The organism is Leucobacter sp. 7(1) (assembly GCF_900163635.1).
Lineage (GTDB): Bacteria > Actinomycetota > Actinomycetes > Actinomycetales > Microbacteriaceae > Leucobacter.
The window spans coordinates 1-25,583 of sequence record NZ_FUID01000106.1 but is presented as its reverse complement, the minus strand read 5'-3'; the positions used below and the strand labels follow the sequence as shown (position 1 = coordinate 25,583).

Here is a 25,583-nt window from a genome sequence, read left to right as displayed (position 1 = left end):
ATTCTTCGGCGAGGTACCGTTTGGGGCTAGAAAAGTCCTTGATGTTCGTGGATCTCCTTGCGGTTCGTGACTGCGGGGAGGGGCGGAGCGAGCAGAAAAGCGGCAGACGCAGAACGGCTCGCCCCGCGTGGGGGCGAGCCGTTCTCAGGAGTGCGGCAGCGCGGAACTAGCGGCGCAGCAGGCCCATGCGCTCGTACACGAGGTCCATCGTCTGGTTCGCGACGGCGTTCGCGCGATCCGCGGCCCCGGCGAGCAGGCGATCGAGCTCCGCGGGATCCGCCAGCAGCTCCTCCGTGCGCTCGCGCACCGGGGTGAGTGCGCCGTCGACAACTTCCACGAGCCCCTTCTTGAGGTCACCGTAGCCGCGGCCCGCGTACTCGTCCACAATCGAGTCGATGCTGCGACCGCTGAGCACCGAGTACACGGTAAGCAGGTTCGAGACGCCGGGCTTCGCCTGCCGGTCGAAGCGGATGCTCGCCTCGTCGTCGGTGATCGCGCGCATGATCTTCTTCTTGGTCACGTTCATGGAGTCGAGGACCTTCACGAGGCCGGCCTCGGTCTCCGCGGACTTCGACATCTTTGATGTCGGATCCTGCAGGTCGTAAATCTTCGCGGTGCCCTGCTGGATCTGCGCCTCCGGCACCACAAAGGTGTCACCGAAGCGAGAGTTGAAGCGCGTTGCGAGGTCGCGTGTCAGCTCGACGTGCTGACGCTGATCCTCGCCCACGGGCACGGACGCGGCCTGGTACAACAGAATGTCGGCAGCCATGAGCACCGGGTAAGTGAACAGGCCAACGGAGGTGGTGTCAGATCCGAAGCGCTGTGACTTGTCCTTGAACTGGGTCATCCGGCTGGCCTCGCCGAATCCGGTCAGCGTATTGAGGACCCAGGCGAGCTCCGCGTGGGCGGAGACGTGCGACTGCACGAACAGCGTGGATTTCGCCGGGTCGATGCCCGCTGCGATGTACTGCGCCGCGGTGGTGCGGGTGCGCTCGGCGAGTTCTTTCGGGTCCTGCGGCACGGTGATCGCGTGGAGGTTGACCACGCAGAAGAACGCGTCGAAGTCTTCCTGCATCTGCGTCCACTGGCTGAGGGCCCCGATGTAGTTTCCGAGGTGCAACGAATCGCTTGAAGGCTGCATGCCGGAGAACAGGACGGGCTTGGGTGATGCGTTCATGAGTGTGTCCAGAAAGTGTGAGGGGTGACGGATGCGGGGTCAGTCGGCGATGCGGTAGTCGACGACGACGGGAGCGTGGTCGGACCATCGCTCGGCGTAGGACGCGGCGCGATCAATCGTGTAGTGGGTGACGCGCTCTGCGAGCTGCGGGGTGACAGCGTGGTAGTCGATGCGCCAACCCGTGTCGTTGTCGAAGGCCTGGCCGCGGTTGGACCACCAGGAATAGGGGCCGTCGACCTCGCCGGCCCAGCGGCGGCCCACGTCCGCCCAGCCGAGGCCGGTGCCCTCGGTGCCGTCTACGCCGGTGATGGCTGCGTCGCGCTCGCCGAAGAAGCGGTCGAAGTAGGAACGCTCGCGAGGCAGGAACCCTGCACGCTTCACGTTGCCCTTCCAGTTCTTGATGTCCAGTTCGCGGTGGCCCACATTGAAGTCGCCAACGATGGCGACGAGATCGCGCTCGTCCGCGAGCTCGCGCATGCGCACGCCCATCGCGTCGAGGAACGCCCACTTTGCGTCCTGGCGCGGAGTGTCGACCTCGCCGGAATGGGTGTAGTTGGAGACCACGGTAATCGGGGTGCCAGCGATCTCGAAGTCCGCCTCGATCCAACGGCCCGAGGACTGGATCTGATCCTGGGCATCGGCGGCACCGAGGCCCACGCGATGTGCCACAGGGGCCACGCGGCTCGCAATTGCGACGCCAGCCCGTCCCTTGATCTCGCAGGGATCGTGCACGAAGTGCCACCCCTGGCTGCCGAGGAACTCCTCCAGGTGTTCGTCCTGGGCGCGCACCTCTTGGAGCGCGAGCACGTCAACGTCACGGGCGGCGAGCCACTCGCCCATCCCCTTGCGGTAGGCGGCACGAATGCCATTGACGTTAACGGACGCGACGCGCAGGGTTTCGACCATGCCCTCTAGTCTATGCGGGGCCACCGACACTGCGGGTGCGCGAACCCCTAGAACACCATCGGGCGGTCGTACTCGTCTTCAAAGGTGTCGGTGAGTAGTGACGGATCGATGTCGCACACGACGGGAACGTGGTCGCTGGGGGAGTCGCCCTTGCGCTCGTCACGATGAATGGAGGCGCCGGTCACGGCGTCAGCGAATGCGGGAGAACCCATAATGAAGTCGATCCGCATCCCCTCGTCCTTCGGGAAGCGGCCCGCCTTGTAGTCCCAGAAGGTATACCCCTCGGGGGCGATCGGGCGAACAACGTCCTGCACGAGTGGCTCGAATGCGGCGAACGCGGCGCGCTCCTCGGGGGAGACGTGCGTGGACGCACCCAGTCGGAAGCTCGGGTCACCCATGTCGCTGTCGAGCGGGGCGATGTTCCAGTCGCCCATCAGAGCGAGCGGGAGGTCGGGGTCTTCGTCCAACCAGGCGGTGGTGCTTGTGCGGAGTGCCTCGAGCCAGGCCAACTTATATTCGAGGTGCGGATCGCCCAGTGCGCGGCCGTTGGGGACGTACAAGCTCCAGAGGCGTAGGTCGCCGACAGTCACGCCCAGCGCGCGGGCTTCGAGGGGAAGGCCGTTGGGGCCGGTGCCCTGGACGGCTTCTTGCCCCTTGATGGGGGCCCCAAACCCGGGCATTCCGTCGAATCCGTGAGCGACATCGGTCATCTCGTGACGGCTCGCGAACGCGACGCCGTTCCACTGATTGAGGCCGTTAATCTTAAGCTCGTACCCAGCTTGTTCAAAGGCTTCGACTGGAAACTGATCAGGTCGACACTTGATCTCTTGCATGGCGAGGACATCGATGTCTTCGCGAACGAGCCAGTCGACGACGCGACCGAATCGCGTGCGGATCGAATTGACGTTCCATGTGGCGATGCGCATGGTTTCAGCCTATCGGCTGAGACTTTCCCCCGAGTATGAGGCAAGATTTGGGTGGGGGGACGTTGTGCTCGATGATTGTTATGAACACAGTCCAAAGTTTTACTGGGGGTAAATCGTGCAGGCAGACTTGGGTTCTCCCGACCTCGGCCCACCGGAGCTGGCGGCCCGCTTTGCGCGCCAGCAGGCAAGCATTGCTGCAGCGGTGCCGGATCGGCTCGAGCGCATCGTCGTGGATCTCGCGGCACCCGGAGCGATTGTGCTGCTCGTGGGCGAAGGGGGTACCGGACGCCTCGCTCTGGCGCGTGAGGCCGCGAGCCTGGTCGCCACCCACCAGGGCGAGAGCACCGTCATTGAACTTCCGCAGCCCCCTCACGAGACCAGTGGTGTCGCTTCCGTCTTCGCCGAGGTTGCCGATGCCGGCGGTGGGGACGCGGGCGACACCGCCGCCGTCGCCGCACGTATTCTCGCCGGAATGGTGGCGAGCGCCGCCTCTGGTGAGGTGATGCTCGTAGCCCCGAGCATCGACGGGTATAGCCCGCGGGATACGCGGGTGCTGGAGCTGCTCTTCCGCGATGCGCGGGTGCGGGCGGTCGCCACCGCCCGGCAACTGACAACGGGCGTCGAGCAGTTGAGTAGCGGCCCCGGACGCAGCCGGATCTCGGTGGCACCCCTCGATCTTGCGCAAGCCGACGCGTACCTGAGCGAGTTGCTCGGGGTAGACCGGATCGAAGCCGAAACACTGCGACGCTGGGTCGACGCCGCCGGAGGAAACAGCTACGCACTCACGGTGCTCGCACTTTCCAGTGAGAGCGCCGGGACGCTCCGGCGCAGTCGCGGTGCCGCGTGGTCAACGGCGGTTTCCGATGAGGTGCCGAGCGGATACGCCCGCGTCCTCATGGGAACGAGTACCCCGGCCGAGCTTGAGGTGCTCGAGCTTGTTGCCCTTGCCGAGCCTGTGACGGAGACCGCGTTATTGCGCAGTATGGACGCCGCGTGCGTCTCGGTATTGTTCGAGCGTGGCCTCCTCATGTCGAAGCCGAGCTCCGAGGGGAGTTCCCTCGTGGCGGGGCACCCGTTGCTCGCTTCCTTGCTGCGGGCGGGGATGTCGCCAGTCCGACGGATCCAGCTCAACGATCAGATCTTTCGACTGCTCTCCGAGGATCTCGGCGCGGTCGACCCTGTGTACGCACCAGACCGACTCATGCGACTTGTCGTCTTCGGTCTCGAGGGTGGACACGTCCTCCCGTTTCCCTGGTTGTGGGCCGCGTTCGAACAGACCGTGCGCGGCGGCGACCCCCGGCTGGTGCTAAACCTCGCCCTCGCCGTGACCGCCCATGCGGGAGCCGATGCGGGGCAAGCTGCGACCGCGGCACTCCGCGCGTATCGGATCTCGCGGCTTCTGGGAGATGCAGGGACGCTCCGGCCCTTGCTCGGAATGATGCGTGCGCTACTCGCGGACCCGACACGATGCGATGCGCTGACTCCGATGCTCCGCATTCGGCTCCAGAGCACGCTCATCGAACAAGAGATCTGGGACGACGGGGACTGTGACGTTGCGCTCGCCGCAATCGCGAACCTGGAAGCGCAGGCGGCGGCGGAGGACGGGCCAGTTCAGGAAGCGGTGCGCAGCGCGCGCGTCCAAATTCTTGCGTACGCCGGACGGCTCCGTGACGCCGGTCTCGCGGCACCCGGACCGGATGTCTCCTCCGACCTCAAGACCGAGTGGGTTCGCTCGCCGGCGCGGGCGATCCACACCTTGATCCTCGACCAGCAGGGCGCGTTTGAGCGCGCTCTCGCGAGCGCAGAAAATACCCGGCAGCTGAGTCGACTCGGGCCGCGGGCGCGACCCGACTTTGTCGACATGCACAGTTTCGGGTGGCTCATGGGGTTCTGGGTGAGCGGAAGTGCTGAGTCGGCACGCCAGGTGCTCGACGAACTCACTACCGAGGTTCACACGGACACGCACGCTGAAGCGCGGTATACCGGACTCGTCGAGGCTGGTGCGGTGCTGATTAGCGTGCAGGAAGGGCGCTGGGCCGATGCGGCGCAGACCGCCGAGCTATTGCTTGAACGCTTGGATCGGCACGACAGCTATGGTGTCGCGCCCTTGGTTCAGGCCGCGCTCGCCCACGCGCTCGCCGTGTTGGGTGAGCGGGACTCCGCGCTGCGGGCACTCCATAGCGCTGCGGCACCCACTCGTGGGATGGGGCAGGTGCTCGCGGGCACGCGCCGCCTTCTGGCGCTGCGTGCGCGGCAGTGGCTGCGGCTCCCCGACACAGTTGCCGAAGCACAGCGCGTCCTGACGTGGGCTGGGGAAGAGGAGCTTCCGCTGATCGAGCTGCTGGCGCTGCACGTGCTGGCGACGGAGGCCAGGGCCGCCAGTCCCGAGTTCGTCGAGCGCGCGCGACGGGCAGCGGCCGAGGTTGATCCGCCGCTCTCGGGTGCCTTCTTGGCCCATATTGAACGCATTGCGCAGGGCCCCGGGGCCGCTGCCACACACTCGGATGAGCCCGAGGTGCGTATGCTCGCCGGCCTGGGGGTCTGGCTTCCACTCCCGCCCGCCGCTGACCTCACCGCTCGGGAACGCGAGATCGCGCTGCTCGCGGCTCTCGGGCACAGCAGTAAGTTCATTGCGGAGCGGTTGCACATTTCGGCCCGCACTGTGGAAACCCACCTCTCGAACATTTTCGCGAAAACAGGCGTCGAGAACCGAGACGAGCTGGGACGCTGGGCGGCGCGGGATCGTGCCCCACACCTCGGCGTGGATGCTCCCTGATCGCCTGTGCGTCCCAGGGCCGCCGTCCCTGGGTTCCAAGCCTGCGTACAGTAGGCTCCGGTAAATTAGGACGCTATCGTCGGACACCCGCCCGGTGGCGTCCCCGAGGAACTGGAATCTGAATGGCCAAGAACACCGCAGGCGATGCCGCGCGTCCCGCCTTTGTGCGTCACGGAAAGCTGCGTCGCTCCAACGCGTGGGGGAACGCGCTCCGCGTGCTGCTCACCGCGATGATTGTGGTCGCGCTGTCCGGAGTGGCCACGGTCGCGTACGCCGTCTGGGGGCTCGTGCAGAACCTCAACACTGTGGAACTCGGTAACGAAGCGTCCGGAGTGGATGCGGGGTCGCAGTCGATCGACGGTGCGCTGACGATCCTGCTCGTTGGATCGGACTCCCGCCAAGGGCAGTCCTGGGACGACGGCGAGGAAGGCGAACTCAACGACGTCAACCTGCTGCTCCATGTCTCCGCAGACCACCAGAACGCCACCGTGGTGAGTCTGCCGCGCGACCTGATGGTTCCGTTCCCCAGTTGCCCTGGCTTTGATGGGGAACCCAACTACTTCCCCGCGATGAGTGAGCAGCAGCTCAACAGCGCCATGATGTACGGCGGGCTGCCGTGCGTAGCGCAGACGGTCTCCGAACTCACGGGGATGGATATCCCGAACGCGGGCCTCATTACCTTTGACGGTGTCGTGGGAGTGTCCAATGCGATCGGCGGGGTCGATGTCTGCCTGACACAGGCGATCGTTGACGAAAAAGCGGACCTGGACCTTCCCGCCGGCATGAACACGCTCGTCGGATGGGACGCACTGCAGTTCCTCCGCACCCGCCACGGCGTTGGCAACGGCGGCGATACGAGCCGCATCAGTAATCAGCAGGTGTTTATGTCCGCGCTCGTACGCAAGCTCAAGGACGCCGAAACGCTCTCCGACCCGGTCAAGGTGTACGGCCTGGCAAAGGCGGGCGTGGAGAACATGACACTCTCGAGCAACATGGCGAGCGTGCAGTTCATGCAGGCCGTCGCGGGTACGGTGAAGGACATTGATCTCGACCGGATCAACTTCGTGCAGTACCCCACGTTCGATCACCCGTACGAGTCAGGCCGCTTGACCCCCGACCGTGCGAGCGCCGAGTTGCTCTTTGACATGATCAAGAGTGGTCAGCCGTTCTCCGTGACCGGCGTCGGCGAGGGCGTCGCCGTTGACGGCGTCGATCCGAACGCGCCGGTGACCGAGACACCGGTCGACCCGGCGGCCCCCGTGGAGGGTGCGGAACCCGAGATCGATCCGAACACGGGAGAGCCGGTTGTGCCGGTCGATCCGACAACTGCCCCACCCGCAGAGGATTCCGGGCCCGCAAAACTTCCCGACAACATCACCGGCCTCAGCGCAGACACGGAAGCGTGCTCTGCGGGGCGGACGGTGTTTTAGGCCCTGATTTTGCCGGTGTGGGCGGGCCGATTTCCTGCTCGCCCCTTTCGTCCGGTAGAATCATTGCTGGTGCTCACGTATGGAGACGTGCCGGAGCGGCCGAACGGACTTCACTGCTAATGAAGGGTCGGGGTTAAACTCGACCGGGGGTTCAAATCCCCCCGTCTCCGCCAGATGAACACCATGAAAACCCCCGATCAGCTCACGCTGGCCGGGGGTTTTTGCTGTGTCGGGGCCGGTTTGTCCTGACGAGCGTGCGGCGGCAAGTCCCTCCTCGGGGCGTTCCGGCGTGGCACTTCACAAGAGGGGTTAGAGTCACTGCATGAGCTCAAGTGGACGTGTCATTGGCGGTACCTACCTAGACGCCAGCGTTACCGTTTCGAAGTTCGGGAGCGATCTCCTAGTGCAGGTTGGTTTCAAGGGCCGGAAGATCACTAGTGACACCGTTCTCTCCTGGCAGGAGGTTCCTTCGGCCACAGGGGCTGGGGGTCTTGCCTCGATGGGCAAGGCAGCCGCCGGGGTGGTGCTTCCGGGGCGGATCGGAAAAGCTGCTTCGGCTGCGATTGGTGCCGCCTTGGAGTCCAGGAAGCCCGATCGAACAGTGCGCATCGATTGGTTGGACGGCAAACAGTCACTGGTTAAGCTGCCCGACGCCCTCTTTACGCATCTGGGGCTCGCGGTCGCGAGCCGCCGTGTTGAGCCTTCTCCTGTGGGCGCCGACGCTGCCCAGCCCCAAGGGGCCGATGAGGAGGGCGCGCTGCCGACAGTAGCTGACAAGGCATTCGACCTGGTTGCGGATCTCGTGCGAGATAGGGTTCCCGCGCGGAAAAGCAGAGCGGAGCTGGTCGCGGTTGACGGGACCGCGCCAACCGAGTTCGCGGAGCAATTGCGGCAGCTTGCGTCACTGAAGGAAGCAGGAATCCTGTCCGAAGACGAGTTTTCTGCGAAGAAGGCTGAACTGCTTTCTCGGCTGTGACCGCGACTTGCTGGGAATACATAACGACCGTTTGCTAAATGCAGGTCGGAGCGGGTAAATTGTTCTTCGCGACCGGGCTGGATGGGCCTCAACCCCCTGAAATATTCCCGTGCTGGACGCACGTTGCGGAGGGTCGCCCTTCCCCACCCCCTTGAGGGGGCGGCTCTCCGCCTTTTATCCCTGTTACTGGGTGCCCGCGGTCAGGCTCTGCGCCTCCTCAGCGAAGGCGAGCTGCGTGAAGCCGGCAAAAACACGTCGAAGGCTTCCACTGCCTGCGCCCCATTCTCGGAGACGAGGTGGCCGTACTGGATGCCGACGAGAAAGTCGGCCATGATGCGGGCGAGCAGCGGAGTGCGCTCCGGAGCGACCCCCTGATTTTGTAGCCAGCAGCCGAACTCCGACTTCCATGCGAGGTACATTGCGCTGACGTGCGCACCCACGTCAGGATCGACTCCTTCGAGGGCGGCACCCTCGAACTGCAACCGGACCGCGGCCACCCCGTCCGCGGCAACCACTGAGAGGCACACCGCGCCAAGGGTCTCCGCCATTGCTGCACGCGAGAGATGCGCAAACTCCACCCCACCGATCAGGCGGGTTTTTGTCTGCACCGCCTGTTCGAGAACCGCGTCGATGAGGCCCTGGCGGGTGCCAAAATGATAGACGAGGGTGTACGGCGTGACTTCCAGTGCTGCGGCGACTGTGCGGAAGGTGAGCTTCGCGATGGGCAGCGTCGTGGTGAGCGCGAGGATCTGCTCGATGAGCTCTCCACGCCTGGCGGGGTTCTGCGGCCGTCCCACGGTTCCCTCCTGCGAGCGGGTGCTGGGTAATGCTCTGACTGTATCGGTTTTTGAGGCGCGGCTCCCGCACCGACGCAATCGTCCAGAAGCGGGAATATTGGGATCACGTATGCGTAGCGTTTTTGGTGACAGTGTGTAACGCTAGCTGCGGAATCACTTATTCGAAGGGGGAGTACCGCATGGCCGCTCGATTTGAGATCTACACGGACAAAGCTGGCGAGAGCCGGTTCCGTTTGAAAGCCGCCAACGGCGAGGTCATCGCGGTGTCGGAAGGATATTCGTCGCGCTCCGCGGCGAAGAACGGTATCGCCTCGGTGCAGAAGAACGCACCCGTCGCTGAGATCGTCGAGCTCGACTAGATCATCCCTGTGCCGGGCTCGCGGGCCCGGCACACTCAGGGTGCCGGATGCGGTGCCCACCCGAGAAGCTCTCGGTTCTGTGCCTCGGCGCGCCACGCGCGCGCGATCCTGCGCCGCGAGAGCTGTGGACACAGTGCGAGTACCGCCGCGCAGACGACCACCCCCGGCCACTCGGCCGCGGTGAAGGACACGGCGAGCACGAGCGCGGCAACACCGAGGTACCACACGCTGCGATAGAGCCGCGTCCCTCCGACACTGTGCCAGCGATGCGCGTAGGCAACGGCGAGCGGCGCGAGCCGCGCATCGGAGACCGCGCGGCCCTGTGCGACGGCGTTGAGAATCTCGTCTTGATCGGCGGGGGAGAGACAACGGAGCTGCTCGTCGGGGAGCGCGCTCGGCGATTCGGCCATGGGGACACCTCCTGCGTGTGTGGACATCCCCGTGCCCCGTCCTCCTAGTCTGAAAGCTCCGTGGTGGCCTGTCAACGGCGTCAGTAAAGTGGACGGCGTTCCGCACAGCTTGCGCTCCGGGCGCATGCCGCCTAGGCTTCAGCCCGTAGCGCTTCGTTCGGCGAGGCTCCTGCGCGAACACAGTCCGCTCATCCCACGACGTCGAGAGACGCCCAGGCTGAGGACAGGTCTTCCCGGATTAAGGGTCGACCCCAAGCGGATTCCCCAGAGGATACGTCGCACAGTGCCAAAGCTCTGACGTGGAGGTGTGACGCACGGGACACTCGGTTCCGGCCTGCTCGTGTTGGCGAGCGCTGCCGACGTTGAGGAGGTGCACCGTGAGTGACGGCCATAGTCGATCTGAGAACCCGCGCGGCGCTTTCGCCTCCGACCAGCAGCCCACACGCTGACACTTCCTGGGTTGGACGGCTCCGCCTCGCGGTAGAGCGAGGTTTTCCTCGCTGCACGTGATGAATCGACGCCCCCACGCCGCCAACGGGCGGTGCTGCGGTGCGCGTCTGTGCGCCAAGGAGCCACCATGAACACCACACCCATCGACATCACCCGGCGGGGTATGCAGCCGACAGGTTCGGCCGATACCAGGCTGCTGGAGCAGGCCACTGTCGCCAGCGCAGACGGTGCGCTCGCACTTGTCAATTCCGAGCGCCGCGGCCTGACGCGCGAGGACGCGCAGGCTCGGCTCGCCAAGTGGGGCCCGAACGTTGTGCGCCATACGCGCCCGTCCGCCCCCATCGTGCAGTACCTGCGGACGCTGATGAACCCCTTCATTCTGATCCTGATCGGCCTGGTCGCGGTCATGTTCGTGACGGATGTGCTGCTCGCCGACCCCGAGGAGGGGGCCGACTGGATCGGCGTCATCACGATCAGCACGATGGTGCTCGTGAGCTCGATCATGCGGTTCTGGCAGGAGTTTCGGTCCAGCCTAGCCGCCGAGCGCTTGGCGGCGTTCGTCCGCACGACCTCGGCAGTGACCCGACGGGTCGACGGGGCCCCCGTCACCGGCGAGCTCCCGCTTGAAGAGATCGTGCCTGGCGACATCGTCGAGCTCGCCGCCGGCGACATGCTGCCGGCTGACGTTCGTGTGCTGCGCAGCACGGATCTGCAGGTGAACCAGGCCCTGCTGACGGGCGAGTCGATGCCGGTCGAGAAGAAGGCGACCCCGGGCCCGAGCTCGCGTGAGCCGCTCGAAGCGGAAAACCTCGGATTCATGGGCACCTCTGTAGTGTCGGGATCCGGCACCGTCCTCGTGTTGCAGACTGGGGACCGGACAGCGTTCGGAAATCTCGCCGCCGCCATTCAGGGGGCGCGGCCCGAGACCGCGTTCGATACTGGAATCTCCAAGGTCACCTGGACGCTGATCCGATTCATGGCCGTGATCGTGCCCGCCGTGTTCATCATCAACGGCATCACGAAGGACTGGGGCAGTGCATTCATGTTCGCGGTGGTGACCGCGGTTGGGCTGACGCCGGAGATGCTGCCGCTCGTGGTGACGGCGAATCTCGCGAAGGGCGCGCAACTGATGTCGCGGCAGCGGGTGATCGTGAAGCGGCTGGCCGCGATCCAAGATTTGGGCGCCATGGACGTTCTCGCCACGGACAAGACCGGCACGCTCACTGAGGATCGGATCGTACTGGAGCGACACCTGAACACCTCGGGGCACTCCAGCGATCGCACCCTGGGCTGGGCCACCGTCAACTCGCACTTCCAAACGGGACTCCGAAACCTGCTGGACGAGGCCGTGCTGACGACCGCCGGAGATGACTTGGACCGAGCGATCACCCGGTACGAACTGATCGACGAGATGCCGTTCGACTTTGCGCGTCGGCGCATGTCCGTGGTTGTTGCCGAGGGTGATACGCACGTGATCGTGACCAAGGGTGCGATTGAAGAGATTCTTACTGTCGCCGAGTGGGAGATTGTGGGCGAGGATCGGCGCGCGCTCACGGACCTGCGCCGCCGTGAAATTGAGGGCATCGTGGCCGAGCAGAATTCGCTCGGGATGCGAGTGCTCGGGGTCGCGATCCGGGAGATCGCGGGTCCACTGGCCGAATTCCCGCCCGCGGCGGGAGAAGCCCGGGACGCGCGCGACATTGAGTACACGGTGGCTGACGAGCAGGCGATGACGATCGTCGGTATTCTTTCGTTCCTGGATCCGGCCAAGGCCTCGGCGAAGCCGGCGCTACGCAGTCTCGCCGCCCACGGTATCGATGTGAAGGTGATCACGGGGGACAACGCACTTGTCGCTGCCACAGTGTGCCGTGAAGTCGGGATTGACGTCGGCCAGGTGGTGTTGGGCGAAGAAACCGACAGCCTTTCGCTGAGCAAGCTCGCCGATCTTGCGTCCCACACGAGCGTCTTCGCGAAGGCGAACCCGACGCAGAAAGCACGCATCATCGAAGCGATGCGCGAGGGCGGGCGCACGGTGGGGTACTTGGGCGACGGCATCAACGACGCCCCAGCGCTCCGCACTGCAGACGTGGGAATTTCGGTGGACACCGCGGTAGATATTGCACGAGAATCCGCGGACATCATCCTGCTGGAGAAGGATCTCACAGTGCTTGAACGCGGGGTGATGGAGGGTCGCCGCACCTTCGTGAACACGATGAAGTACATCAAGATGACGGCGTCCTCAAACTTCGGAAACGTGTTCTCGGTGCTCGTGGCCAGCGCGCTCCTGCCGTTCCTCCCCATGATCCCGATCGTGGTGCTCGTGCAGAATCTCTCCTACGACCTGTCGATGCTGACCTTGCCGTGGGACTGCGTTGACCCCGAACAGATCCGCAAGCCCCGGCGGTGGGAGTCGAAGACACTTGTGCGATTTATGCTTCGGATCGGGCCGCTGTCGTCGATCTTTGACATTACGACGTTCGCGTTGATGTGGTTCGTGTTCGCTGCGAACTCGGTCGACCAGGCGGCGTACTTCCAGTCCGGCTGGTTCATCGAGTCGATCATCTCGCAGACCCTGATCGTGCACCTACTCCGCACCGGCCGGATCCCGTTTGTGCAGTCGCGAGCGAGCGCTCCGCTCCTCATTGCCACGTCGATTGTCTGCCTGTTCGGCCTGGTACTGCCCTTCACCGGATTCGGGGCCGCGCTCGGCCTGGTGCCGCTGCCGGTGACCTATTTCCCTTGGTTGGTCGGGACGCTTCTGACCTATTGCGTCCTTGTGCACATCGCGAAGCGGCTCTATATTCGCCGCTTTGGAGAGTGGATCTAGCCGCTCCGACCCCGCGATTGCGGTGGGCCGGGGCGACATGCCCCGGCCCACCGCAGTTCCACCCGACTTGCCCGTACTTCTGAACGAAACGAGGCTCCCCATGGAGACACTTGACCTTGCCCTGCGAATCTTTTCCGGCCTCGCGCTCGGCGCCGCGATCGGCTTTGAACGCCAAATCCGGTCCCGCACCGCGGGCCTACGCACGAACGCGCTTGTGAGTCTCGGAGCGGCGCTCTTCGTGATCATGGGGGCCTTCAGCTTCGAGGGTCCGGGCGCGGACCCCACACGCGTGGCCGCCCAGGTTGTCTCGGGCATCGGGTTCCTCGGTGCCGGGGTGATCATGCGCCAGGGGGTGTCAGTCTCTGGACTGAATACCGCGGCGACCCTCTGGGCGTCCGCGGCGGTGGGAGCGCTCGCCGGCGGTTGGATGATCCTTGTCGCTGTCGGCGGCACGGCGGCGGTCATGCTGTCGAACCTCCTCCTCCGGCCGCTCGGGCGGCTGCTGGATCGACGCGGGCACAGTGTGACGCGCGAGCCCGCGATGACGGAGTACGTGTTTGTGGTGCGGTCCATCTCCGAAGCAGAGGTGACCATCCGCTCCCGCGTTGTTGCCGCGCTGCAGCGACCGGAGTTTACGGTCCACTCGCTTGAAGCGAATGATCTCGCAACCGGCGAGGTGGAGCTCACCGCGCGCCTGACGGCGTTGGAGCGCAGTGACGCGGCCTTCGAAGCGGCGATCGCGGACGTTGTTCCGGTGCCCGAGGTGACCTCGGTCCGGTGGCGTGCGCGGGAATTCGAGGGCGAAGACTAGCCAGGGGACTTGCCGGTTCTGGCTACGCTGCGCTCGCCGCGGAGCGGAGCGGTTCTCGCCCCCACGCGGCGTGCCTGCGTCGCAGATCAGTGATGCCAACGGTGCTCGGCCCGGCCCCGTGCACCGCACGGAAGGCGCGCGAGAACGCGGGGAGATGCGCGTAGCCGAGGGTGCGGGAGATTTCGGAGGAGGACTCGCCCGCGCCGAGCCGGTTCCGGGCCCGCGTCATCCGTGACCGGCGCAGCCAAGCAGGGAACGAATCACCGGCGCGCTCCAGCACGATCCGGCGCAGTTCACGCTCGGAGACCCCCAGCTGTGCAGCCAGGTCAGTTCCGGAGCTTGTCGAGTCGCGGGCGACGAGGCTCGAGAGGGCGGCCAAAATGGCGTCCTCGTCGTTCACGGGGGACTGCTGGGAGCCAGTGAGTACGGCCCGAAAACCGCGCGCCGGATCCACGAGGTGAGTCCCTACGCGGGTGTAGGCCGCGAGCATCGACTCAACGGCGCGAAGCGCGGCCGTACACCCCCAGCGCCCCAGCTGGGCCGGCTGGAGCGGGGCACCGATTGCGCCGCTCTCACCCGAGCGGAACCCGAGTGGGAGCAACAGCGAACCCGGGGGGATCAGGATGTCATTCGGGACGCCCGCGGGGAGGATTACGGCCTCGCCTGGCTGCAGGGTGACCGCACGGGTGCCCGTGGTGATCTGCACCGGGCCGTCGGCCGCCCAGACGGCGATATGGGCCCCGTTGACGCGGGACCACGTGCGGTGTGTTCGGCGCTCCCAGGAACCCGGAACACGGAGCTCCGCGGTGCCGTCCGTGGGGGTGTGGACCGCGCGGCGCCACTGGCCGGGGGTGAGCCCGGCCACCTCTGCGAAGCCGCGGGTGAACCCGGCGACGCTGCGGTAGCCGACCCGGTGCGCCACCCACTCGATGCTGCGCCCGCGCGCGATGAGGTCCGCCGCCGCGCTGATCCTCGCTCGCCGCACCCATGCGCTGAGGGTAAGGCCGGTCTCGGCGGCGAAGCGTCGCTGCACGGTGCGCACGCTCCAGCCCGCGACCGCGGCGTCGATCGCGTCGGCGACGTTCAGATCCGGGTCGTCCGTGAGGAGCTCTGCGAGGTCGTGTAGATCGTCGGACTGTGGGGCGGGCGGGGCCGTGAGCCGGGTGGCGCCCACAGTGCGCACCTCGATGGCGGCTTCTTGGGCCCCCGCAAGATGGCCGAGCGAGCAGGAGAACTCGTGGAGCAGGCCTGGGATCTGGGCGGGGGTCACGCGCACGCGAGTGGGTCCCGATGGCCCTCCGGGAAGCGCTGGGGTGGGCAACAGTACCGCGCCCGGACTCGGAGCGACCTCGACGACTCCGCCCGCGGGCACCCAGAGGCCTTCGCCGCTCTCGACGCGATGTGTCATGCCAGACACCCGAATCTCCACGGTCCCTCGCAGCGCGGTGTACAGCGACGGTTCGGCAAGTCGCGCGGGAGGCGCCGGTGGCTTGGGGCCTGGTAACACGGTGTCGCTCGCAATCAACATATGTAGGTAAGGGTCTACTAACTTCAATGGTATCGCGTGGCGCTTCGCCCGCGCATCTCGATCGACACTGCCCGGAGGTGGCCGCGTGGCCAAACGACTCATCCCCCTGATTGCCCTGGCCGCCGCCGCGGCCCTGCTGACCGGCTGTAGCGGAGGGGCTGCGGCACCCGCCGATTCTGCGGCGGGCGACGCCGCGACCGCGGGGGCTGGGTTCCCGCGCACAATCGAGCATGAACTGGGCGAGACTGAAATTCCGGCAGAGCCGCTCCGCATCGTGTCGACCTCCCCGTCGATCACGGGCAGCTTGTTGGCAATCGATGCTCCGCTCGCGGCGACCGCCGCGGCGATGGTGTCTCCGATGACCGACGAGCAGGGCTTCTTCACCCAGTGGGCGGACGTGGCGTCGGATCGCGGGATCGAGGTCGCGTACGGGAATCTGACCGTCGATCTTGATGCGATCGACGCGTTCGAGCCGGACCTCATTATCGGATCCGCAAACGGCGGGGATGCGACGAGTGACGCCTACGAGCAGCTTTCCGAGATCGCTCCCACTGTGCTGCTCGACTACAGCAGCATCACGTGGCAGGAGCTCACGACCGAACTCGGCGAGATCACGGGTCTCGAAGAGGAAGCCACCGAGCGCATCGCCGAGTATGACAACTGGGTAGCCGAACAGGCGAGCAAGATTTCGGTGCCGGAACAGCCGACCACGGCACTCGTCTACATGGGGCCCGAGGGGTCGTGGGCGTTCACGGAGGACAGCCCGCAGGCTGAGCTCCTCAGCTCGCTCGGCTTCACGTACGAGCCGGTGGCCGAGGAATTCCGGGCGGACGGTCAAGGGGGCCGGGGCGTGGACATCCTCACGAGCGAAAACGCGGCGACGGGTCTCGCCGGTGCCCAGACGATCTTCACCGTTGCGATGAACGGCGGCGACCCCGTCGCGGAATTCACGGCTGATCCGTTGCTCGCGAACCAGCCCGCCGTCGCGGGGGATCGGGTCTACACGCTCGGGACCCAGTCCTTCCGCCTGGATTACTACAGCGCGAAGCAGACTGTCGAGCTGCTCGTCAACGCGTTCGGAAAGTAGTCGCGAGTGCTCCGCTCCGCTCCCCCGACGGCCCCCGGTATGACTGTTATACGCGCTCGCGGCGCGGGACAGGTCCGACACGTCGCGTCTGCGCGGCGCACCGCGGTGCTGATCGGGGGATCCGGAGCGGTGCTTGTTGTCACTGCCGTGTTGGGCCTGGGGCTCGGCTCACTCCGGATCGATCCGGCGACGGTTATCGCTGCGCTGACGGCTTACGACCCTACAAACGACGCCCACCTCGTCGTTGTGCAGTCTCGCCTGCCACGGATCCTGCTCGGCCTCGTTGTTGGGGCCGCGCTCGGGCTCGCGGGAACCCTGATGCAGTCGGTCACCAGGAACCCGCTCGCAGACCCCGGCATTCTTGGTGTGAACGCCGGTGCCGCACTGTTCGTGGTAATCGCGATCGCCTATTTCGGCGTGAGTAGCGTCGGGAACTACATCTGGTTCGCGTTCGCCGGTGCTGCCGCCGCCGCAGTGCTCGTGTATTTTCTGGGCACCGCGCGCGGTGGGGCCGCTGCGCCCGTACGCATCGCGCTGGCGGGAACGGCCGTATCGATCGTGATCGGTGCGCTCTCTCAGATGGTCCTCCTCAGCAATGATGCGGCGTTCAACGCCTTCCGCTTCTGGTCGATCGGCTCGTTGCAGGGCCGAGGCTTCGAGGTGATCCTGACGGTGCTCCCGTTCCTTGCGGTGGGGACGCTGCTGGGCCTCGCTCTGATCGGCCCGCTGAACGCGATCGCGCTGGGCGACGCGGTGGCAACCGGGCTCGGCACGCGCGTTGCCGGAGCGCGGCTGGGTGCCGCGCTCGCCGTGGTGCTGCTTTCCGGCGCGGCAACCGCGGCGGCGGGTCCCATCGGGTTCATCGGGCTCGGGGCGGCCCACATCGCTCGCAGGTTCACTGGGAATGAGCATCGCCGGCTGCTGCCCGCGTCGCTGGTGCTCGGGGCGACAATCCTCGTGGTCGCGGACACGCTGGGCCGTGCCCTCGTGGCTCCGGCTGAGCTACAAACCGGGGTCGCAGCAGCGCTCTTCGGTGGCCCGCTGTTCGTCGCGCTCGTGCGCTCGCGCCGGGTGGCTGCGCTGTGACCGCCGTACCGGGGGGCGCAGGAACTCCGTTGCGCGTGGCAGGACCAGGGCCCTCGGGAACCGTGATCCGGGTGGGGCCCTACTCGATCCGGGTCCGGTCGCGGGCGCTTGTCGTGGGCGGAATCGGTGCGCTGGTGCTTGTCGCAATCATCGTTGCGTCACTCATGATTGGAGCGCGGGATCCCGGCTTTGGCGGGCTCGCCGCGGTTCTGAGCGGGGAAGCGAGCCCGTCGGCGACCCGTTCGGTGCTGGGGCGACGCCTTCCGAGGGCGCTCACCGCGGCGCTTGTCGGCGGGCTGCTCGGCATGAGCGGTGCCGTGTTTCAGTCCCTGTCCCGGAACCCGCTCGGTTCTCCCGACATCATCGGCTTCACCGCTGGTGCGGCCACCGCGGCCGTGTTCCAGATCGTTGTGCTCGGGGGTGGGATGCTGGCGACGGCGGCTGCCGCCGTGATCGGCGGGATTCTCACGGCTCTCGCGGTGTATTGGCTCGCGCGGCGCGACGGGGTCAGCGGTGGCATACGGCTTGTCCTCGTGGGGATCGGGGTCGGGGCTATCGTGTCTGCGCTGTCCGCGCTGCTGATCGCCCGCGCCGATCTCGACGATGCGATGCTCGCGCAGCTGTGGAGCGCGGGATCACTCACCGGCCGAGGCTGGATCCACGTGGTCACGTTGCTCCTGGTCGCAGCTGTGACCGTGCCGGTGCTCTGCGGACTTGCTCGCCCGCTGGCGCTGATGGAAATGGGTGACGACAGTGCCCAGGGCGTGGGGGTGCGTGTTGAGCGGGTGCGCTTCCTTGTCATGCTTGTCGCCGTGGCCATCGCGGCCGCGGCGACAGCTGCCGCCGGGCCGATCGCGTTTATCGCGTTTGCCGCCGGGCAAATCTCTCGTCGGCTCGCCCCGGTCCCCGGGGTACTGGTGGGGCTCTCCGCCGTTGTTGGCGCAGTGCTGCTCACGGCCGCCGATCTCCTTGCCCAACACCTGGATGTGGGTGTTCGTACCCCAGTCGGGCTCGTTACCAGCGTGCTCGGCGGGATCTACCTGCTGTGGCTGCTCGCCCGCCGTATCTGAATGGACTGCTGTGACCACTGACACACCGACACCGGCTCCCGCGGCTCGCCTCGCGGCGCCACGAAGTTTGCGCGCTGAACACCTGAGCGTGCGTTACGGGGAGAGGCCCGTCCTGACGGATCTCAGCCTCGAGATCCCGACCGGTGGCTTCACCGTCATCATCGGCCCCAACGGCTGCGGGAAGTCCACACTGCTGCGCTCCCTCGCCCGCTTGCTCCGCCCGCGATCCGGCACGGTCACACTCGACGGGCACGATCTTGCGGGGTTCCGCACGAAGGCCGCAGCGCGTCAGATTGGCACGCTCGCGCAGGCCGCTACGGTGCCGGCGGCAGTGACCGTTGCCGATCTCGTGGCGCGAGGCCGCAACCCGCATCAGAGTCTGCTGCGGCAGTGGAACGTTGCGGACGAGCGCGCCGTCGCCGGGGCGCTCGCCGAAGTGGGAATGACCGAGCATGCGGACCGCCTCATTGAGGAACTCAGCGGAGGTCAACGGCAGCGGGCCTGGATCGCGATGACCCTCGCGCAGGAAACGCCGATCCTGCTGCTCGACGAACCCACAACCTACCTCGACATTGCGCATCAGATCGATGTTTTGGACCTGTGTGCAACGCTGCACGAGGGCGGCCGCACGCTTGTCGCGGTCCTGCATGACCTGAATCTCGCCGCTCGCTATGCCACTCACATCGTGGCGATGCGTGACGGTGCGATTGTCGCCCAGGGCACGCCGGAGCAGGTAGTCACCGCGGCGCTGCTCCGCGACGTCTTCGAGCTCGAGGCTCGAGTCCTGCCAGATCCAGAAACCGGGAGCCCCCTCATCATCCCTCGCGATCGTCGCGCCGGCACCCGTGGCCCGAAGCCATCCGATTCCCCGACCACATACCCGTCACAACCCATTGCGGCTCACCAGCCCGCCTGACCAAGAGGAGACATTATGACCGCCAACACCCCACTGCACCGCTCCGCTGCCATTCGATCCGAGGACCATAACCGTGGCCTGCAACTCGACACCGCAACGGTGCGAGCTATCCGCGAGATCACGCCGCACCTCGTTCGTGTCACCCTCGCGGTGCCGGGCCTCGGCGAGGAACCCCTGTGGGAGCGACCGAACGTAGCGATCCGCTTCTACCTCGACGAGCGATTCGGATCTACCTCTCGGATCTACACGGTTCGCTCCGCGGACACTGCGGCGCGCACTGTCGATGTCGACGTTGTGCGGCACGGAGCTGAGAGCCCGATGATGCAGTGGCTCCGCACGCTCGCCCTTGGCGACACCGTTGAGTTCGGAGGTCCGCGGCCACACTTTACGATCCCGGAGACTCAGGGACGCGAGGCGGTGCTGTTCGCCGACGCGACCTCGCTGCCCGCACTCGTCGCGATCCTCGCCCAGGCAGACCCGAGCCTCACCGGGCGCGGGTGGGTTGCCACCGACGATGAGGTTGCTTTCGGGGAACTGCCAGAACTCCCCGGTGTGACCCTGACCCGCCTCGCCCCGGGAGCTGGCTTTGGGGCGCAACTCGCGACGGTCACCGACCCTGGCGCCGTGGTCGTCTGGGGTGCAGGTGAGCGCGACGAGATGCGACAGGTGCGCTCCTTCTTCCGCACTGAGGCGGGCCTGTCGAAGGACGACGTTGCAGTGTTTGGGTATTGGAAGCGCGGTACCACGAACACGGAGATCGATGCGCAGCGCCTCATCGCTTATGAAGCGGCGCTTGCCGAGGGTGGCACTGTCACCGAACTCGACGACCTCGCGCTCGCGATCTGAACGGGATGCTAGCTCACCGAGGCCCGCGGGTTCTCGGCAAATGTGAGTGATGACGCGGGGGCGCTCCTTCCCAACGACAAGGCGATGGGATCGGGCGCTCCATCGCTCCGACCCCGAGCGCCCGCCTGGAGCAGGGGCTCATCTGGGATGGCTGGTGCCGGGAGGCCGATCCCGGGAGCATCGATCCGACTGAGCTCCGCATTCCTCGCGCCACTCAGCGCTGAAGGGGCGGCGAAAGCGGAGTGCACCTGGAGGAAGAACCCGACAATAAGGGCCGTCCCTGCGAGCCCGAGCACCAGGGCGGGGGCACGCCCGAAGCGGGTGCGTCCCCGCACAGAATTCGCAGAGTCGTGGTGCCGGCCCCCCGCGCTCGCGGGTGTGTCACGCCGCTCGGGCAAGAATCTCAATCCGAGCATGCGGCGCGCTCGCGTCACCTGGCGGTAGGCGAGGTGCTCAAGCACAGGCAGTGTGGCTGCCGCGGTGAGGATCGGGGCCGATAGGGCCAGTTGTTGGGTCAGCGCGAGAACCGGGACCGCGGCCAATGCTGTTGAGATCGCGGCGAATCGACGCCAGCTCTGCTTGCATTTTGCGCACCCACAGACGTGAGGCATGCCCTGTTCCTGCGGGTCGTGCTCCCCGAAGTCAAACTTGACCGTGCGGGGGATTGCGGGGGCGTTGATCCGACACGCAGCATCTCCGGTCGAGAGGTAGTCGACGAGCAAGGAACGGCGGAGTGCAACTTTCGCTCGCGCGAGAAGGTTCGATATCGCGGGTGCGGGACGGTTCAGATCGTCGACGAGCTCGCCGGGCTTCCGCCCGTTGACGGTGACCTCGAGAAGTACTTCGCGATGCTCATCCGAAAGCGTTCCCATCGCACGGCGCACGGCCTGTCGTTCGACCTGAATATCGATCTGCGCGTACTCCGGAGGAACGTAGCGCACCTGTTTCTCGGGCGCCTCGGTGATGCTTTCCCAGTGCGCCCGCGGCGACCTCAGATACGAGTTGCTGGCGTTGCGCATGATCACCGAAACGTAAGCGCGCACGTTGGAGGTCGGCCCGTCCCCGCGTCGCCAGAGTGCCAGGAGTTGGGCGATTGCGCTCTGCACGAGGTCTTCGGCATCGGCTTCCCGCGACGCGATCGCGCGCGCAGAGCGTTTCCAATACGGCAGGTGAGTGGTGATCAGGGTGTGCGAAGCACCCAGGTCCCCCGCTCGGGCGCGTGCGGTGAGCTCCAGTTCTTGCTGTGATTCCACAAAGGTGTCCTATTTGAATCCGGGGAAGTGCAGGATGCGTGTAGGAGCGGGGCGGGAGGTGGTGGGAGAACGAACACCGCAGCGTCAAGCCGCAGACAGCGCGGGTGCGTCTTCTGAGACGGGCAGCAGTCAGGTCGGCACTGAGGAGGCGCTGGCGATGACCACCACTCAGAGGACGCATGACAGACGGGAGTCTGTCGCACGAGGGCCCGCGAACGCGAATCCCGGGCGTGTTGCAGTCGGCGCTGATGGTGCCGGCGACAGATTTTGTGTGGCCGCACGTCTTGAACCTGTAGCCCCATGCGCGCATTTGACGTGACCCGTGCAAACTCCGCCGCTCTCAAGCGGGTGCATGAGTTGCGCAGGTGTGTGCGGGTTGCGGCCACGAATTTGTTGGATGCGGCCTGCCCGATATCGGGAGGAGTTCTGCTCTAGCCGAAGTCGTGGTGAGGCCATTGCAACACTGACCAAAGGAAATGTGCATGAATTCACAACCGCAAGACCGTGGATCACAACGATCCAAGGGGAAAAAGTCGGCATTCACTGTCGCGCTGACCACTGGTGCCGTACTCGCGACGTGTCTGAGCTCGGTCGCGCCGGCAGCAGCGGTTGTTCCTGACCCCGTCCCTGAAACTGATGTCGGCTCATTTAGCGGGGCGGCGCGGAACTACGGCGTCTATGCTGGCCTCGGCGTGATCAGTAACGTCATCAACATCCGCGCAAACATTGGCGAGAACGTTGCGGTCGTCAATTCTGAGGGCTTGAGCGACTATTACGGAACGGGGCCCGGGGAATACGCGGTGCCGGGTGCCGTGTCGAGCGATCCGAACGCCCGGGCCTATGCGCGGACTGCGCCGATCGGAATCGGTGCGATCGGTGCTCCTATTGCGCTGACCTCAGCAGAGGCCTTTTCGACAACGATCCGGCCAGTTGACGAGGCCGTAAACGACTGGGGGAAGATCGAGATCCCCATCGTTGGCACGCTGGACGTGTTCACGGGCGCCGCCCGGACCGACTGGACCTCGGAAACCCTCGCCGCTGGCGGGGTGCTCGCGGCCGGTGAACAGACGATTGGTTCGCTGAAGTTGCTGACCGGTCTCGGTGACACTCTCAACGGGTTCGTTCCGGGGCTCGACCAAATATTTCCGCTGGCACAGGGGAACCTGGGGCTGAACACGAACAAGATCGAGTTGGTGCCGGCACCGACAGCGGAGTGCTCCACTGCAATGGCTGTCGAAACGACCGCGACGTGGGACTTCGCAGATATCCGGTTGCTTGGCGACAATCTCGCGATTTCGTGGGGGAGCAACGCCGAGAAATCTGCGGAGATCACTGCCCGTGCGACGGGGCAACCTGACGGTGCTCGGGTGATCGTGACGGACCTCCCCGATATGGGAATCAAGATTGGCTCGGCGCACCTCACCATCAAGCCCAATCTGAAGATTGAGCTGAGCCAGATCCTGCCTGAATGGATGATGTATGTAGTGGATGGCGAGCTCACCTACGGTGGCGCAACCGGGATCCACGAGGAATCCGACGGCTCGCGAGCATCCGGTGCGCTGAACGGGCTCACCGCGGCGCTGCAGATCGTATCGATCCCGACGATCCTCCCGAGTGGGTTGGCGAGTGCGGAGCTCGGCTTCGAGCGCGCAGACGTCGAGGCCTCTATGAGCCCTGGCGGCTTCGGATGCGAGGTTCCCGATGCAGGGAATGGGAACGCCTCGGCGTCGGCTTCTGCCTCTGCGCAGGGCGACAACGACAATAACGCTGCGGCTCAGGCCGCTGCGGAGAAGGCCGGAAATGCGGACGCGACGTCGGCGGCAAGCGCTGCCGCGGACGTCACGGCTGCCGCTGCGGCGCAGTCCGCGGCAAACGCTGATGCGTCGCAGGACGCTTCAGAAACTGCCACCTCGGACGCGAATGCGTCTGCAGTAGCCGCAGCTCAAGCTGCGGCGCGCGCCGATGCCTCGACCGCGGCGAATGCTGCGGCCTCGGCTGCGGCCGACGCGAATTCGGGTGCGGCGGCCCAGTCGGCTGCGAACTCCGATGCGTCGTCGAACGCCGGTGTGGGTGCGAACGCGAACGCTGCGGCGTCCGCGTCGGCAACCGCGCAGGGTGACAACGACAACAACGCTGCGGCACAGGCCGCTGCCGAGAAAGCAGCGAACGCGGATGCGAGCTCCACGGCATCTGCTGCGGCCGACGTGACCGCTGCCGCTGCGGCTCAGGCTGCGGCGAAGGCCGATGCGTCGCAGGACGCGTCGACGACCGCCACAACCGATGCGAACGCATCGGCTATTGGGGCCGCCCAGGCAGCCGCGAACGCTGACGCTTCGACGACGGCGAACGCTGCGGCTTCGGCTGCGGCGGACGCGAACTCGGGTGCTGCGGCCCAGTCGGCTGCGAACTCCGATGCGTCCTCGAACGCCGGTGCTGGCGCAAACGCGAATGCTGCGGCCTCGGCTGCAGCGACTGCACAGGCGGATAACAACAGCAACGCCGCGGCTCAGGCCGCAGCACAGAAGGCTGCAAACGCGGACGCCACCTCGGCCGCGAGTGCTGCCGCTGATGTCACCGCCGCTGCGGCAGCACAGGCTGCGGCTCAGGCAAACGCCTCGCAGGACGCGTCGGCAACGTCGACGAGCAACGCGAACGCTTCGGCTGCCGGTGCGGCGCAGGCTGCCGCAAACGCCGATGCATCGTCCGCCGCGAACGCGGCGGCGTCTGCAGCGGCGGACGCGGCCGCTTCGGCTGCGGCTCAAACCGCGGCAAACGCGGATGCGTCCGGGAGCGCCGGGACGGGTGCGAACGCGAGCACGAATGCTGGGGCGTCTGCCGGTTCCGCTGCGAACACAAGTGGGAACGCGAATGCTGCAGCGTCGGCTGCGGCGACGGCTCAGGCCGATAACAACAGCAACGCTGCGGCTCAGGCTGCGGCGGAGAAGGCCGCGAACGCGGATGCGACGTCGGCGGCTTCGGCTGCTGGGGACGTGACCGCTGCGGCTGCTGCGCAGTCGGCTGCGAACGCTGATGCGTCGAAGGATGCTTCGGCGTCATCGACGACTGACGCGAATGCGACGGCTGCTGCTGCGGCTCAGGCTGCGGCGAATGCTGACGCTTCCTCGGCTGCAAACGCGGCGACGTCCGCTGCGGCGGATGCGACCGCTGCTGCTGCGGCTCAGTCCGCGGCAAACGCCGATGCGTCGGGGTCTGCGGGTTCCGGCTCGAACACCAACGCAAATGCTGCAGCCTCGGCCGCGGCAACGGCCCAGGCCGATAACAACAGCAACGCTGCGGCTCAGGCCGCTGCGGAGAAGGCCGCGAATGCGGATGCGACGTCGGCGGCTTCGGCTGCTGCGGACGTGACCGCTGCGGCTGCTGCGCAGTCCGCGGCGAACGCTGACGCGTCAAAGGATGCTTCGGCATCATCGACGTCTGACGCGAATGCGTCTGCGGTTGGTGCGGCTCAGGGCGCGGCGAATGCTGATGCGTCCTCGAACGCTGGTGCTGGTGCTGGTGCTGGTTCGAACGCGAATGCTGCAGCGTCGGCTGCGGCAACGGCTCAGGCCGATAACAACAGCAACGCTGCGGCTCAGGCTGCTGCGGAAAAGGCCGCGAACGCGGATGCGACGTCGGCGGCTTCGGCTGCTGCGGATGTGACCGCTGCGGCTGCTGCGCAGTCCGCGGCGAACGCTGATGCGTCGAAGGATGCTTCGGCATCGTCGACGTCTGACGCGAATGCGTCGGCTGTCGGTGCGGCGCAGGCTGCGGCAAACGCTGATGCGTCCTCGAACGCTGGTGCTGGTTCGAACGCCGGTGCAGGTTCGAACGCCAGTGCGGGCTCGAACGCGAATGCTGCGGCCTCGGCTGCGGCTACCGCGCAGGCTGATAACAACAGCAACGCGGCGGCTCAGGCTGCTGCGGAGAAGGCCGCGAACGCGGATGCGACCTC

Annotated in this window: 19 protein-coding genes, 1 tRNA gene and 1 riboswitch; of the genes, 13 read left to right on the top strand and 7 right to left on the bottom strand. The window is 66.2% G+C overall.

Annotated features, from left to right (window positions below; all coding sequences use genetic code 11):
• Positions 1–166: 166 nt before the first annotated feature.
• From trpS to FM113_RS17775, 3 genes are read right to left on the bottom strand one after another with little or no spacing between them, the layout of a single operon-like run.
• Complete coding sequence (gene trpS, locus FM113_RS17785) at positions 167–1,177, bottom strand: tryptophan--tRNA ligase (protein WP_087016331.1); 1,011 nt, start codon at positions 1,175–1,177, stop codon at positions 167–169.
• Positions 1,178–1,216: 39 nt separating this feature from the next.
• Positions 1,217–2,083 (bottom strand): exodeoxyribonuclease III, encoded by an 867-nt coding sequence (locus FM113_RS17780; protein ID WP_087016330.1) that lies wholly within the window; start codon positions 2,081–2,083, stop codon positions 1,217–1,219.
• 47 nt (positions 2,084–2,130) lie between these two features.
• Entirely contained in the window at positions 2,131–3,009 is an 879-nt protein-coding gene (locus FM113_RS17775; RefSeq protein ID WP_087016329.1) for an exodeoxyribonuclease III, read from the bottom strand.
• A gap of 115 nt (positions 3,010–3,124) precedes the next feature.
• On the opposite strand from FM113_RS17775, the gene FM113_RS17770 reads away from it, so the two are divergent.
• From FM113_RS17770 to FM113_RS17755, 4 genes are all read left to right on the top strand, one after another.
• Entirely contained in the window at positions 3,125–5,785 is a 2,661-nt protein-coding gene (locus FM113_RS17770; RefSeq protein ID WP_140393413.1) for a helix-turn-helix transcriptional regulator, read from the top strand.
• 122 nt (positions 5,786–5,907) lie between these two features.
• The gene (locus FM113_RS17765; protein ID WP_087016328.1) at positions 5,908–7,215 is read left to right on the top strand and encodes an LCP family protein; all 1,308 of its coding nucleotides are present in this window, start codon (positions 5,908–5,910) and stop codon (positions 7,213–7,215) included.
• Between the two features lie 81 nt (positions 7,216–7,296).
• Positions 7,297–7,388 (top strand) — tRNA-Ser (locus tag FM113_RS17760).
• 149 nt (positions 7,389–7,537) lie between these two features.
• Positions 7,538–8,191: an SHOCT domain-containing protein gene (locus FM113_RS17755; protein ID WP_087016327.1), complete on the top strand. Its 654-nt coding sequence runs from the start codon at positions 7,538–7,540 to the stop codon at positions 8,189–8,191.
• 200 nt (positions 8,192–8,391) lie between these two features.
• Here FM113_RS17755 and FM113_RS17750 read toward each other — a convergent pair whose 3' ends face one another.
• Positions 8,392–8,988, bottom strand: a complete 597-nt coding sequence (locus FM113_RS17750) for a TetR/AcrR family transcriptional regulator (RefSeq protein WP_087016325.1) — start codon at positions 8,986–8,988, stop codon at positions 8,392–8,394.
• A gap of 179 nt (positions 8,989–9,167) precedes the next feature.
• Here FM113_RS17750 and FM113_RS17745 point away from each other — a divergent pair, with 179 nt between their 5' ends.
• On the top strand, positions 9,168–9,347 hold the full coding sequence (locus tag FM113_RS17745) for a YegP family protein (RefSeq protein ID WP_087016323.1): 180 nt from the start codon (positions 9,168–9,170) through the stop codon (positions 9,345–9,347).
• 35 nt (positions 9,348–9,382) lie between these two features.
• Here the strand turns inward: FM113_RS17745 and FM113_RS17740 are convergent, their stop codons facing one another.
• On the bottom strand, positions 9,383–9,757 hold the full coding sequence (locus FM113_RS17740) for a hypothetical protein (protein ID WP_087016321.1): 375 nt from the start codon (positions 9,755–9,757) through the stop codon (positions 9,383–9,385).
• Between the two features lie 145 nt (positions 9,758–9,902).
• Positions 9,903–10,069: riboswitch (M-box (ykoK) riboswitch) on the top strand.
• A gap of 265 nt (positions 10,070–10,334) precedes the next feature.
• On the opposite strand from FM113_RS17740, the gene mgtA reads away from it, so the two are divergent.
• Complete coding sequence (gene mgtA / locus FM113_RS17735) at positions 10,335–13,034, top strand: magnesium-translocating P-type ATPase (RefSeq protein ID WP_217896048.1); 2,700 nt, start codon at positions 10,335–10,337, stop codon at positions 13,032–13,034.
• A 100-nt stretch (positions 13,035–13,134) separates the two neighbouring features.
• Positions 13,135–13,845, top strand: coding sequence for an MgtC/SapB family protein (locus tag FM113_RS17730; protein ID WP_087016319.1), 711 nt, complete (start codon positions 13,135–13,137; stop codon positions 13,843–13,845).
• A gap of 22 nt (positions 13,846–13,867) precedes the next feature.
• On the opposite strand, the gene FM113_RS17725 is transcribed toward FM113_RS17730, so the two are convergent.
• Positions 13,868–15,253 (bottom strand): helix-turn-helix domain-containing protein, encoded by a 1,386-nt coding sequence (locus FM113_RS17725; protein ID WP_176387294.1) that lies wholly within the window; start codon positions 15,251–15,253, stop codon positions 13,868–13,870.
• Positions 15,254–15,458: 205 nt separating this feature from the next.
• On the opposite strand from FM113_RS17725, the gene fepB reads away from it, so the two are divergent.
• The 5 genes from fepB to FM113_RS17700 are packed head-to-tail and all read left to right on the top strand — an operon-like array spanning position 15,459 to position 20,378.
• On the top strand, positions 15,459–16,460 hold the full coding sequence (fepB, locus tag FM113_RS17720; protein ID WP_087016315.1) for a Fe2+-enterobactin ABC transporter substrate-binding protein: 1,002 nt from the start codon (positions 15,459–15,461) through the stop codon (positions 16,458–16,460).
• 39 nt (positions 16,461–16,499) lie between these two features.
• Entirely contained in the window at positions 16,500–17,546 is a 1,047-nt protein-coding gene (locus tag FM113_RS17715) for an iron ABC transporter permease (RefSeq protein WP_087016339.1), read from the top strand.
• Positions 17,547–17,581: 35 nt separating this feature from the next.
• Positions 17,582–18,616: an iron chelate uptake ABC transporter family permease subunit gene (locus tag FM113_RS17710; protein ID WP_254909083.1), complete on the top strand. Its 1,035-nt coding sequence runs from the start codon at positions 17,582–17,584 to the stop codon at positions 18,614–18,616.
• Positions 18,617–18,626: 10 nt separating this feature from the next.
• Complete coding sequence (locus FM113_RS17705; protein ID WP_254909082.1) at positions 18,627–19,532, top strand: ABC transporter ATP-binding protein; 906 nt, start codon at positions 18,627–18,629, stop codon at positions 19,530–19,532.
• Positions 19,533–19,547: 15 nt separating this feature from the next.
• Entirely contained in the window at positions 19,548–20,378 is an 831-nt protein-coding gene (locus FM113_RS17700; RefSeq protein ID WP_087016309.1) for a siderophore-interacting protein, read from the top strand.
• A gap of 8 nt (positions 20,379–20,386) precedes the next feature.
• Here the strand turns inward: FM113_RS17700 and FM113_RS17695 are convergent, their stop codons facing one another.
• Positions 20,387–21,631 (bottom strand): RNA polymerase sigma factor, encoded by a 1,245-nt coding sequence (locus tag FM113_RS17695; protein ID WP_087016307.1) that lies wholly within the window; start codon positions 21,629–21,631, stop codon positions 20,387–20,389.
• 482 nt (positions 21,632–22,113) lie between these two features.
• Between FM113_RS17695 and FM113_RS18260 the strand changes: the two genes are divergently transcribed.
• A partial coding sequence (locus FM113_RS18260; RefSeq protein WP_176387293.1) for a hypothetical protein occupies positions 22,114–25,583 on the top strand: 3,470 nt, incomplete at its 3' end.